We start from the raw sequence: 12,041 nt of genomic DNA, 5'->3' as shown, positions 1-12,041 counted from the left end.
GCGGAGTTCCGTTTACCGGTGTTCGGCGCCAATCTGTTAAGACGAAAGCCCATCGGCGCGCTTACCCCTTTCCGCTTTCTTTGATCTCATATGAACATTAGATGCTCGCAGATTATTGGGTTTCACCATTCTATCCGAATTTGGGCGGTTACGCTGGGCTTGTTTCTGTTGAGTGCGGGGTTGTACCGCTTTTCGCTGGATTACGTGCGAGTACTGACTGCTTTCCTGTTTTTCATTCTATTGCCGGGTATTTGCTTCAGCGCCTGGGTATTTCAGGGCAAGGGCGACCTGCTGGAGAAGACGGCTACGGCGTTTGGTTGCGGGATCACGTTTAACGCCCTTTTTTTCTTTGTTCGGGGCCTGGTTCGGTTTCCGGTGCATTATTTTTCCAGCGCTTACCTCCTATCAGCCATCATCCTTGTGGTGCTGCTCCTCACTGTTTCTCCAGGCAAGACTCGGAGATCGCTTCGTCGCTGGTTCCAGATGGACGAGATCCCATCAGGCCCTTTATCTTGCGTCGTGCTGCTTTGCGTCATTCTATTGTTCAATGAAAACGCTTTACTCCTTACTTCCGACAGCCTGGTATATCTTCCTCAAATCGTCGAGTGGCAACAAAGCGAGGCATTCGGCGTCGACCTGGATACTGATTTCATAACGCTTTTGGGAAGAACTCGCCTCTACCGAATGGTGATACAACCGTTCTTGTTGGATGTTACAGGCACTGTTCCAGTGGTTAGCTATAAGATACTGGCAAGCATCTTAGGATATGTGTTTGCCTGTTCTTTTTATTTTTTTCTGAAACGTATCTGGGACAATAGAACGTTCGTAATGATAGGGATGTTGTTGTTTCTATGTCATTTTGGAGGGTTTTGGTTCAATTTTATACACTCGAACTATTCCTGGTTCATGGCGTGGAGCCTCTACTTTATCTCGATAGCATTGGTGCTCGACTTCTTCAATAACGGTAGCAGAAGAAGGTTGATCATTCCAGTTACAATGTCATCCATCACAGTATTATTCCACGGAGCTTTTTCCCTGATGACAGCCTTAAGTGCCTTGTCATTTATTGGATGTGTAATAATATTCAGCAAGAAATCAACAAAAGGGTTAAGGTATGGCGCGATACTTACGGTAATCATATTGTTCATAGGAACATTAATGGCGTATGGAATTGATGTGTTATGGGTGAGGCTTCCAATTTTGGATCATATGGGGTTTTACAACACGCAGAGCCGTTTCCGTGGACTTGTGGATGCCCTAGGACGGGGCTATGTAGTCAATCCCTTCTCCGGCCCCGTGCTCTTTTCAGGTCTCTGGGGTTTGTTATCCGTCGCCTTCCTGCCGATGATTGCCATGAACAGGCGCCGGTTGAGCGGAAGTGCAGCTATATTTCTCATCTCCAACACCGTTTTTCCCTTAGCCGTGTTGTTCAATCCGATCTTGGTATCCGTTATGTTGCCCGTGTTCACTTCCGACGGCGTCGAGCGCTTGATTTTTACCCTGCCCTATATAGCCGTTGTGGCAGTGACCGTGACGTTCTTCATGGAGAGATGGCAAGCGAATCCCAAGGACGCCAAAGCGAAGATGAAGGCCATGGGGATCCTGACTCTTGTCTTGCTGACCGGGCTGCCTGTGTTTCTGTATCGGATATTGCTTCTGATGCCGTACGATTGGGGATACAAGGCTCAACCTTTCCTGCAGCGAGTCACCGGCCTGCCGACGGGCCCGTTCCGTTATAACCATCCGGCGCTTCTCCGTGCAATGGAATTCATCAAGAATCAGATCCGCCCCGAGGCCACATTTGTCACCGATCCTATTACTGCGGAGATGTTTCCTGTTTTACTGGCGAATCCGGTGCTCGAAGTGTGGAGAAACGAGAAGTTTCCCAGGAATCAGATCAAGGGTAGTCGGAGCATGGAGGCTCTGGGTTCCGAGTTGGGTATCCGGGGGACGGCTTCGCTCTTGCGAAACGCCGACTGTGAGTATGTTTTTATCAACAACTCCTTCAATGCATATACTGAAGAACAATACTTCAAAAGGTATAAGAACGCAGTGTCCCCGGTCTTTGATGTTGGAAAATTTCAAAAAAAACCGACTTGGTTTCGTTTGATATACGACCGAGAAGGAATCGTAATATTTAAATTTCTGAGAGAAAAATTCGAGCTTGATACCAGGAACGACGTTTTGCCGGAAATTATGTTCTTGATCACTTGCCCGACCAGTCAGAATCGATGATCATATGCTTGCATGGTTTCACCTATTTATTCGTTTAACAGAAGACCGATGAGCAGTGTCGCTATTGCTTTGATTCTATTATCATCCGTTCCAGGGTCGGTCGGGTTTCCGGAAAATTCAAACGCGCCCATGTCCGGTCCTCGATTGAGAAAAGAGTCGTTTATGCCGGGAATCAGGAGACCTTTATCGATCAGAGGGCTGTCGGGTTTCAGACTGTAGTCGCCGTTGGCCGAGCCGACAAAACGGGGATCCCCCTCGACGCCGTGGGCCTCGTGGCCGGTGGCTGTTGAAAGAGCGGACAGAGAAGAGTAGCTGTTTGTCCCCCAGGTCGCCAAATAGCCCCCAAAATAGGTCCGATAGTGGTTGTAATCCAGGTCTATGGGTTGATCTTGATTGGTGTTTCGAAGCGCATAGCTGCTGGCGGACCACGAGTTGTTACGGGCGAAAACGAGATCCCAGGTTCCCGGAGTGGCTATGTGGAAGCCGTACTTTTGCTGAAGGAGCGGATCCGTGTCACTGGTGTTGTGAAACAAGTAGATATGCCCGGAATGATCGTATGTGCCGAACTTGAACGAACTCCCGTTCCAGTCGGGATTGTTTCCCCTGCCCGTGCGGTAAATCAGGTTCCGGATGGCGTACGCCGGGCCTGTTTTGGCCGGGGCCAGTGAGATGCCCGTAAGCACATCGTGGATTTCGTTTTCCCAGACACGAATGTTGCTCGCCTGCCCATCGGATTCTATTCCATCGTCCACCATCGAGTAAATGAGGTTTTCATAAATGTCGGTTTCGTTGCTGATGCTGGTGGATTCCGCCGGACTCACCGAAAGGCCGTCAACTGCGTCGTGAAAGAGGTTGTACCGCACAACATTGCCGCGGCCGTTCAGGGGACTCGAAAAGGCAAGAAGACCGATCCGCGCCGCTTCGCCGGCTTTGGTCGAATCCCAGGGCCAGCCGGCCACGGTGTCATAGAATTCGTTGTACTGGATGACGTTGTTCCCGCAGTTGTTCCTCATGGCCAGGGAAACGTGATTCATGAAGAATATACAGTTTTCTACGAGTACATAGCTAGCATTGTAGATGGACACGGCTGTACCTCGAACTCCGAGGGCGCCGAAATAGCGAAAGGTCAAGCCTTGTACCGTAATGTAATCCCTCTCCACATCAAAGCCCAGCGCGTATCGGGAGACGGACATATCGGCGTTGTTCGGATCCGCGTCGTTATCCAGACGTACATAGAGCTCGGCGCCGTTGGCGTACAACCCGGGAATTCCCCAAATCAAATTCTGGAGATCGGCGAGGGACTCGTAGGGATAGAGACGAATTCCATTTGCAGACACGGTATTCGGACTGACCGCGTTAACCGTGGTTTTATATATTCCGCCGCCGAAAGGGGTCCATTGGAAGACTTGTGGGTCCGACCCGTCGATTACAGGGCTTTCCCCCTGATAATTACGCACTACGATGGGAGCCTGAGCAGTGCCCGACCGCGGAAACCAAATGCTTCCGGTGTAGTACACCCCCCCGCGAAGGACCACTTCTTCCCCCGGGCCCGCTTGCGAAACGGCCTGAGCTAAATCGCACGGAGAAGCCGATGTGCAATCCACTCCCGTACCGTCCGGAGCCGCATAGAGCGATCGGGTGGGAGCGGGCAGGGATATTTCGGCCCGGGTGACGGAGGAGGAATTCAGCACAACGCCGTTCAGTATGCCGCCTTCGGGGTCGGTGAGGGTGACGCGCACATCGTACCCGACACCTGAGTCCAGCCGGAAAATACTTCCCACAAAGCGGGCGTCCGCCACTCTGGACAAAGGAAAGCCTTGCTTGTAGCTGCCGCCGGAAGGGCGGTATTGCAGGGACGCTACCGCACTCCGGTTCGGGTCGCTTCCCACGTCCAGTTGGACGATGACGCCCATGGAGTGGAACGTACCGTACAGCTCGAGGGTGGGGTTTGCGGCAGCCGACATGGGATAACCGACCAATAAGGCTAGAAAGATCAAAACGGCAACGATGGCGTATTTGCTGATCACTGAAACTACTCCTCTGTGAATTACTCGATTCCCGCTCCCGCGGAAACGACCGCCCGAGCGCGGAACGCACACGCCGCACTCATAAATGCATTCTTGTATACCCAAAATTTAGTCCGGATGCTTCGTTGCGTCAAGAAGGCCTGAAATATATATCGGCCGTATGAATACAATGTTTAGCATTATAATACAAAAAATCGCGTTTGAAAAGCCCATTACCCCGCTTCACGCTCCGGAATCAGTCGTAAACCCAGATATCCGGTCGGCAGGACAAGGAAAAACCTGGCGCTACATTGGAGTGATGCTGAAATATCGAAGAAGGGAGCAAATCGGACCCCCGGAATTTAACAAGATGCTTCAAGCCCTCCCCCTTTTCTTTGTCATGACGGACGCCTCCTCTTGAGAAGCCGGTAGTGTTTTCATCGAGATCCTGCACTCAGGATCCGAACGTATGATGATTCCCTTTTCCGAATGGCTGAAACGTACTGACGGACATCGTCCGATATTTCTTCCTGACCCTACTATTTTGCATGGATGCAGGGTTACCCGGCAGGCTGCGGATTCCCATTCGAACGGGTTCAAAAGCTTACTCGCCTCAAGCACTCCTTTCAAACTGTACTTGCCTAAAAGGGTCATCTTGTGTAATTATAAGAGTAGTCGACTCGGAAGCTAGAAGCATCATCGCCGTGATGCAGACTCGGCATCGGGTACCTGTGAAGTTCGTACGTTCCTGTTCTCATCTCCTTCTCCTTTGTGAATCAATCGATCGCCGCTCCCTTTCATTCTGCGCAAATTGGACCATCCAGATACGAAACAGCAGTACGGAACAAGCAGGGTGTCACATTTCCGGCGCAGGACTCGCGAGACCATTGGACCATTGGATTGGACGGTTTCTTGACGCCAATTGAGGTGGCAACGGCAGCGATTCATAACTGATACCGAGACCCGGGCTTGATTCTTCGCGGTGGTGACTCTTCTCCAGACGGTTGTATGTGGCCGGAAAACGCGAAGTGTTTTCCTTTTCTCGAAACCCTGGAACGGGTCTCTTGTAGTTCTCAGGAAGTGAAACGATAACCTTTTGCCGGAAGGAGATCAGCCATGGCGACGTACAAGGTGATTGAATTGGTTGGTTCGAGTTACGCTTCGTGGGAAGATGCGGCTAAAGAGGCGATTCAGACTGCTGCAAAGACGCTGCAGGATTTGAGGGTGGCGGAAGTGACCAGGATGGATCTGAAACTGGAGGATAACAACCGGGTTGTCTATCGTGTCAGGATGAAAGTGTCGTTCAAGATATTGAACTTGGAAACGCTCGGTGAGGTTTCGGGAGGTAAAGCTTACGCACAAGAGGAGGAGTAGCCGCGCAATCCGAAGGTTGGGAGCAAGAAGGTTAAACGTCACGACCGGGCCGTCCGACGAGTGTTTGTTGGACGTGTCCCGGACTGAGTGAAGGTTCGTCTTTTCCTCGCTTCTCTCTCGGGTCCAGGGGAGTCGCCCGATTCTCCGGAGCAGGCGTCCGATGGGTGAAGAGAGGGTCTTGCTAGTCAACACCGTGAAGTCTCACTGCTTGTCCTCGCAACCTCCGGTACACGTAAGAACGGCCGCTGAAAGGCGGCCGTTCTTACGTGTACCTATTCCGCGAGGGACGGTCATCCGTACTTCCTCTGTTCGAGCATTTCCATGAAAGCGTCGATGCGGCTGATGATTTGCGCGTGAGCGAAACGCCGGGGATCCACCTGGTCTGCGTCCAACATGAGGGCCGGAATACCAAGTTCTTTTTCGAAGGTGGTCTTATCCCGCGGATTCAGAATGACCGCCATCAACCGACACGTTGTCAGATTCCACAGGATGGCGCCGTCCGCTTTGTAATCTCGCACCCGGTCCCGGTTGTATTCGAGAAACTGCGAAAAAGTCGCCGTGTGCCCCATGCTTAGGAGGTACTTAATGGCTATGGATTCCAGAGGCTTGTCGGGGTCCAGTTGTCCGCACCATATCCGAGGATAAAGCTCCTCCACGGACAAGGCGCCGAACTTGTGAAGATAGTTGAAGAGGCCCATATTGAACCAGGGGGGAATGCCGTCAAAAATAATGCGGAAGCGTTCATTCTCGAGCACGCCTTTACCCTGATGGTTCCCGCCATGGTAACGGCAAAAAACACCAGTGTATTGAGGTCCTCGCCTCCCGCGGGACAAGGAACGGCTTTCCGCAGGTTGAAGATTTCGTTGTAATATTCTCCCATCCGCGCTGAATGGCCCACGCACTCCTTCAGTCGGTCGTAATCCATTTTTTGTCCCGTGTACTTTTCCAGGAACGCGATGTATTCCTTCAACTGAGCCACGCCATATTGTATGGCTTCCGGATCGAGCTGGTGTTTAACATGAGCCCCCCATTGTTCCTTATAGGCAATGGGGTTCTTGTCATACCTCGGAGGCATGACCGGAGCATCGATGGAGAAATAAGGAACATCGTAATGCTCGGCGGCCACCTTCATCCACAGTGGGTGAAGTCGGCAAAGGTTCTTGGCCGACACAACCATGTCCGGATCAGGGATGCGTATACGGGCCAGCGGTTTGGTCACTTCTTCGGGAAAGTCGCCTTTCATGAATCCATAGTGATTCTTGAAATAGGAGCACAGGTCCTCGGGCGCATTCAGACTTTCCGCCATTTCGATCAGAGGTATGGATAGCTGAGTCGCTCCGCATGCCGCGGAGAAGTTCTCCGGAAACATGGGAATGACGCCCATGGCGTAATCGATTTCTACGGGGTCCCAGCCCGTGTGATACACAATTTTCGCACTTCCGGTGGCTTTGGCTTCGTGTCCTCGTTTGTAGTACTGCAGAACGTTGGTAAACACCTCGTTGGAGACTTTCAGCGATTTTATCGATTTGGAGGTGGTTTTGCTGGATTCAGGATTACTCATGCTTAAGCTCCCTTGACAATTTCAAAAAAAGTTTCGAGTTTGGTCCTTAGCTGCCCCGCTCCCACGGTGGATTCGACTTCATGGTACAGAAAGGGGATGTTGTCTGCTTCCAGGCGATATCGTAGCGCCTGATAATCCACCAGGTGTGTGTCGCAAAAGCGCTGGAGGCCGAAAATCACGCCTTGCCCGCGGTTCTGTTTAATCTGTGCAGTGATAAAGTTGTATCGCTCGTCGAGTTTGCCGTCCTGATGCATACATGGACAGGCCAGCTTATTCAGATATCGGTCGGCCAGAGCGTCCATCGGATTTATCTTCTCGTTTACGGGATTGACAAAATAACGAGTTCCGATGCAGAGATCATCCGAGACCACCATGCCGCCCAACTCCTCAATGATGTCGAACATCTCCGTGTCCGGATAGGTCGACCCCGAGAGATGCACGCGCACTTGGACGCCGTCGACGCCGGACCCTGCCTTCAGCTCCTGGATGTAGTCCTTGAGCAGCTTGTTGTGCGTCTCTTTATCCATATAGAAAGAGGCGATGATCACTTTGGTAAAATCGGAACCGGACAGGAGGGGTTTCTGCCCTTTGCCCCTCAAGTCGTATAATTCTTTCAAGAGACGACGATTTTCATTGTAGACGGAAATGGCTCGTGAGAGGTCTGCGTCGGAAATGGATTTGCCGGCATACGCTTCGACGACTTTTCTGAATTCATCCAGCTCATAGCGAAAGAACTTCAGCGCCGGTCCGGAGTGAGCAATGTTCGGTCTGGAAATGAAATGATAGAACGGAAAGGGTTTGTAATATTCGAGTGCGCTGAAAAAGTTCTGGACCATATCACACGTGTTGGTGATGACAAATCCGTCCAGGTTGGAGAAACCTTCTCCGAGGGCCATTTCCATATTGGCTCGGGCGATGAAACATTGGGATGCCGGCTGAAGCGGCCCTGATTCGCCGGTCAGGCCCGGAGCACCGATGGCGCGGACCGGTATCATCCCCGCCGCATAGACGATTTCTTCCGGAAAGTTGGTGCAAGTAAAGCCGATGATGCGTTTCCCGGCCTCTTTCAGCTCTTGCACCACGGGGTTTTTGAGTGTCATGGGCTGATTCGCCCGCTCGAACTTTTCTATCATGACGCGTCCTTCCTGACTTTAAGTCGTGATGTAGTAAAGATCCGGCAACAGCCTCTCCAGCAATCGTTGAAAAGAACTTCATTTTCTAGCAGTGGGAAAAGGCCCATGTCAAGGCTATATTTCTTTCCCCAATGAGCACCGGCGTGGGTTTGCGCATGAGTCCGGGAAATTCCCGAGCGATTCTCAGAAACCGGTCTCAGACGGCCGAAACCGAGCAAAAGAATGGATGACGGCGGCGTTGAATACTTGATCAGCGCCTAAGATTGAATATCAATTCAGCGGGGCTTTTGTCAAGCTGAAGGGGGGAAATATGTTTAGACGAATTCAGGTGAAGGTTGTCCCCGGAACGCGCCGGCAGACTGAGCAAGCGGAGATCAAACAAGGTTTGCCTCGTCGTTGGGCGGGGGGCCGGAGAAACGGCGATCCGACGCCGTGGTGCGATAGGATACAAATCCGCGATACGTTAGGATCGTTGCCTCTTAACTTCCTGCAGTACGGCTTGCATCACAACGCCCGCTTTTTCGTGGATGACGACGTCCGCCTGGGAATCCATCTCCGTGGGAGTGTAGTTGATGATGACCAGTTTGGCGCCGGCGCTTTTGGCGATGAGAGGCATACTTGCCGCCGGGAATACCACCAGCGAGGAACCAATCACAATTAACAGGTCGCATTCGCGACTGCATCGATCGGCGCGCTCCATTTCCCGCAGAGGCATGGCCTCACCAAAGGAAACCGTGGCCGCTTTCAACAGCCCGCCGCATTTTTTGCAGTGAGGATCCTCTTCCCCGGCATCGATTCTCTCGAGTACGTCCGTGAGAGGGAGGCGGTCATCGCATTTCAGACATTTGGCGTATTTGATCGTTCCGTGAAGCTCGACAATACGGTCTTCGGAATTGCCGGCTACATGGTGTAGTCCGTCTATGTTTTGTGTAATCACGCAGGACAACTTCCCCATTTTTTCGAGTTCCGCAATCGCGTGATGCGCCGGATTGGGCTGGTAGTTGGCGGAGATCAATTCCTTCCTGAGTTGCCAGTTCCGCTTCCTCGCTTCTCTGTCTGAAACAAACCGTTGGATGGTGAAATCCTCGGGATCGTATCTGGACCAGATTCCGTCCGGGCTACGGAAGTCAGAGATGCCCGATTCCGTACTTACCCCTGCTCCCGTGAACACGACTACCTTATCCGATTCAAGGATCATTCGGGCGACTTGGGCGTAGACATTTTCCATGGAAACCTTCCCCTGTAAGGAATGTTCATCCCCGGCCATTAAAGCAAGGATAACAGAATCTGCTTTTTCATACAATGGCGCCATGGTAAGAAACAGGCGGTTGGGTCTCCGATGCGCTCCGGAAGGATACAGACGAAACGGCCGGGAGTCGGTTGAAAATAACATGCCTTCCGGATGGGAAAGCGCAGACCTATTGACGAACGAAAGCCAGGACTGTACATCTGAGGAACGTATCCAAACCGCTGCAGATGGAAGGAGGTTCCTTTGAAACAACATCGGATACAAGAACTTCAGAAAAACCTCGCGCGAAATACTATTGACGCGGTCGTCATCATGCAACCTCGGGATCTGTACTATTACAGTGGAACGGCCCAGCCGTGCAATCTGATCGTCCCACAAAAAGGGGATCCCGTCCTATTGGTCCGGAGAGGATGGTCATTTGTTTGCGAAGAGACCTGGATCGCGGACTACGAGAAAGGGGGAGGAGGGAAAAGCGTACTGAAAAAACTGAAGCAAATGGGAATAGACGGAGGGGTCGTGGGTGTGGAAATGGACGTGGTTCCCTACGCCTTGATCGACCGGATGAACTCGTTGCTGGAGCCGTATACGCTGGTGAACGCCTCCCCTTTGTTTCTCGAGCAACGTATGATCAAAGACCCCGAGGAAATCGAACGGATGCGGAAGGCGAGTCTTCGGTTCGATCTGCTCCACCGCACTATCAAAGAGCATCTTCGTCCCGGAATCCGCGAGGTGGATCTGTTCAGCAAGATTTTGGAAGTGGAAACTCGAAACGAGGCCGAGCAAATACTGTTCATACGCCGCTGGGACGACTGGCTTCCAGCCGCCGGCACCATTGTCAGCGGGGAAAACCTCTATCGCATATCCGGCCATGCGCACACGGTGACCGGAACCGGCTTGGGAGCCGCGCTTCCGTGGGGGCCGTCGACCCGGGAGATTCACGAAGGCGATCTGGTGGTGGCGGACTGCCCTTTGAATTATCGGGGCTACCACGTCGACAACGCCCGCACGTATGTTCTGGGCCAACCGAATAAAAGACAAGAGGATACCTATCGCTCCCTTCTCGAGGTGCAGGATAGCACCCTCAAACGGATACGTCCCGGTGTTCCGGTGAATGAGGTCTTCGAACATGCGATGGAAAAAGTGAAAGCGTCCGGCTTCGAGGCGTACTTCCAAGGCTACGGGGACTCTCAGGGGAAATATGTGGGTCACGGTGTGGGCCTCGAGGTAGATGAACCCCCGGTAATCGACTCCGACACCACCCTCCCCGTACAAACTCAAATGACGCTTGCCGTGGAATGCAAATTCATCATTCCGGACTTCGGCGCCGTATTCATCGAAGATACCGTGGTCGTACAGGAACAGGGGGTCGAGATTCTCACCCGATCGGAGCGCACGCTGGCGGTAGTCTGATTTCCGGCGCGGCCTGAACGTTTGACGCGACAAGGGAGACTTCCGCCAGGACCCGCATTATATCCGGGGTTTCCCGGTCGAACGATTCTATCGCGAGCTCAGATTGACTCGCATTTACGAGGGCGCCGGTGAAATTCAGCGCCTGGTCATTGCCAGGGAATGTCTAAAAGAGTGAGGTGAGTGATGAAGATTCAGACGGTGTTCATTGTGGGCAGCGGCCTTATGGGCTCGGGCATCGCACAGGTGTGCGCCCAGGCCGGCCTCCGGGTGATCCTGTGCGATGTCGCTCAAGGGCAGCTGGACAAGGCCCTGCAAACCATTTCCTGGTCCGCCGGCAAGTTCATTGAGAAGGGCGCGGTAGAGGGAACCCTGGACCAGGTCATGAATCGCGTTTCCACCACAACGGGCTATGTTCCCGCCGCTGAGGCGGATCTGGTTCTGGAGGCGGTTTTCGAAAACATCGATATAAAACGGGACGTTCTCGAAAAGCTGAAAGGGGTCGTTCGTCCAGACGCACTGATCGCCACCAACACCAGCGCGATCCCCATCACTGAGCTGGCGGCGTCGGTTGATCGTCCCCAACGGTTCCTGGGCCTGCACTTTTTCAGTCCCGTTCCCATGATGAAGGCCGTGGAAGTGATTCGGGGCATGTTTACCAGCGACGAAACCCTTTCGGCGGCCAGAGAACTTGCTGTTCAAATCGGAAAAGATCCCATTATGGTCAACCGCGACGTGGCCGGTTTTGTTATCAATCGGATCAACTTCCCATCCACCATCGAGGCCATGCGTCTGGTGGAAGCCGGGGTGGCTACGGTGGAGGACATAGACAAGGGACTCCGGCTGGCCTCCGGCCGCCGGATGGGCATCTTCGAGACCGGCGACATGGTGGGACTGGACGTCACCTATGGCGCGCTCATGGCAATGTATCGCGAGACCGGCGAGGAGCGCTGGTATCCACCCCTGTTGCTAAGACGAAAAGTGAAAGCCGGACAACTCGGCCGAAAGACAGGGGTCGGCTGGTACCGCTACGACAAAGACGGCAACCGTCTCGGCCCGGCCGAGCTATAAGGAGT

Annotated in this window: 10 protein-coding genes; 5 read left to right on the top strand and 5 right to left on the bottom strand. The window is 52.8% G+C overall.

Annotation, left to right across the window (positions count from 1 at the left end; translation table 11 throughout):
* The first annotated feature begins 90 nt into the window (after window positions 1–90).
* Complete coding sequence (locus tag HY788_02800; protein MBI4773104.1) at window positions 91–2,235, top strand: hypothetical protein; 2,145 nt, start codon at window positions 91–93, stop codon at window positions 2,233–2,235.
* 26 nt (window positions 2,236–2,261) lie between these two features.
* Here the strand turns inward: HY788_02800 and HY788_02795 are convergent, their stop codons facing one another.
* On the bottom strand, window positions 2,262–4,262 hold the full coding sequence (locus HY788_02795; GenBank protein ID MBI4773103.1) for a hypothetical protein: 2,001 nt from the start codon (window positions 4,260–4,262) through the stop codon (window positions 2,262–2,264).
* Window positions 4,263–5,357: 1,095 nt separating this feature from the next.
* On the opposite strand from HY788_02795, the gene HY788_02790 reads away from it, so the two are divergent.
* Window positions 5,358–5,615: a dodecin domain-containing protein gene (locus HY788_02790; GenBank protein MBI4773102.1), complete on the top strand. Its 258-nt coding sequence runs from the start codon at window positions 5,358–5,360 to the stop codon at window positions 5,613–5,615.
* Window positions 5,616–5,905: 290 nt separating this feature from the next.
* Here the strand turns inward: HY788_02790 and HY788_02785 are convergent, their stop codons facing one another.
* The 4 genes from HY788_02785 to HY788_02770 all read right to left on the bottom strand — a co-directional run bounded on the left by HY788_02785 (window position 5,906) and on the right by HY788_02770 (window position 9,537).
* Window positions 5,906–6,184: a 2-hydroxyacyl-CoA dehydratase gene (locus HY788_02785; protein MBI4773101.1), complete on the bottom strand. Its 279-nt coding sequence runs from the start codon at window positions 6,182–6,184 to the stop codon at window positions 5,906–5,908.
* Between the two features lie 20 nt (window positions 6,185–6,204).
* Entirely contained in the window at window positions 6,205–7,176 is a 972-nt protein-coding gene (locus HY788_02780) for a 2-hydroxyacyl-CoA dehydratase (GenBank protein ID MBI4773100.1), read from the bottom strand.
* A 2-nt stretch (window positions 7,177–7,178) separates the two neighbouring features.
* On the bottom strand, window positions 7,179–8,309 hold the full coding sequence (locus HY788_02775; protein MBI4773099.1) for a 2-hydroxyacyl-CoA dehydratase: 1,131 nt from the start codon (window positions 8,307–8,309) through the stop codon (window positions 7,179–7,181).
* A 463-nt stretch (window positions 8,310–8,772) separates the two neighbouring features.
* Window positions 8,773–9,537, bottom strand: coding sequence for an NAD-dependent deacylase (locus HY788_02770; protein MBI4773098.1), 765 nt, complete (start codon window positions 9,535–9,537; stop codon window positions 8,773–8,775).
* A gap of 264 nt (window positions 9,538–9,801) precedes the next feature.
* On the opposite strand from HY788_02770, the gene HY788_02765 reads away from it, so the two are divergent.
* The 3 genes from HY788_02765 (at window position 9,802) to HY788_02755 (ending at window position 12,036) form a co-directional block, all read left to right on the top strand.
* The gene (locus HY788_02765) at window positions 9,802–10,968 is read left to right on the top strand and encodes an aminopeptidase P family protein (GenBank protein ID MBI4773097.1); all 1,167 of its coding nucleotides are present in this window, start codon (window positions 9,802–9,804) and stop codon (window positions 10,966–10,968) included.
* 61 nt (window positions 10,969–11,029) lie between these two features.
* Window positions 11,030–11,143 carry a hypothetical protein gene (locus HY788_02760; protein ID MBI4773096.1) on the top strand — a complete coding sequence of 38 codons (114 nt, stop codon included), beginning with the start codon at window positions 11,030–11,032 and terminating at the stop codon, window positions 11,141–11,143.
* A gap of 8 nt (window positions 11,144–11,151) precedes the next feature.
* Window positions 11,152–12,036 (top strand): 3-hydroxyacyl-CoA dehydrogenase family protein, encoded by an 885-nt coding sequence (locus HY788_02755; protein ID MBI4773095.1) that lies wholly within the window; start codon window positions 11,152–11,154, stop codon window positions 12,034–12,036.
* Window positions 12,037–12,041 lie beyond the last annotated feature (5 nt).

Source organism: Deltaproteobacteria bacterium (genome assembly GCA_016208165.1).
Classification (GTDB): domain Bacteria; phylum Desulfobacterota; class Desulfarculia; order JACQYL01; family JACQYL01; genus JACQYL01.
This window is presented reverse-complemented; position numbering and strand designations above follow the sequence as displayed.

What these genes read in the sequence shown, in the direction of transcription:
- HY788_02800 (MBI4773104.1), top strand. Translation starts at nt 91, where the DNA reads ATGAACATTAGATGCTCGCAGATTATTGGGTTTCACCATTCTATCCGA.
- HY788_02790 (MBI4773102.1), top strand. Translation starts at nt 5,358, where the DNA reads ATGGCGACGTACAAGGTGATTGAATTGGTTGGTTCGAGTTACGCTTCG.
- HY788_02785 (MBI4773101.1), bottom strand. Translation starts at nt 6,184, where the DNA reads ATGGGGCACACGGCGACTTTTTCGCAGTTTCTCGAATACAACCGGGAC.
- HY788_02780 (MBI4773100.1), bottom strand. Translation starts at nt 7,176, where the DNA reads ATGAGTAATCCTGAATCCAGCAAAACCACCTCCAAATCGATAAAATCG.
- HY788_02775 (MBI4773099.1), bottom strand. Translation starts at nt 8,309, where the DNA reads ATGATAGAAAAGTTCGAGCGGGCGAATCAGCCCATGACACTCAAAAAC.
- HY788_02770 (MBI4773098.1), bottom strand. Translation starts at nt 9,537, where the DNA reads ATGGAAAATGTCTACGCCCAAGTCGCCCGAATGATCCTTGAATCGGAT.
- HY788_02755 (MBI4773095.1), top strand. Translation starts at nt 11,152, where the DNA reads ATGAAGATTCAGACGGTGTTCATTGTGGGCAGCGGCCTTATGGGCTCG.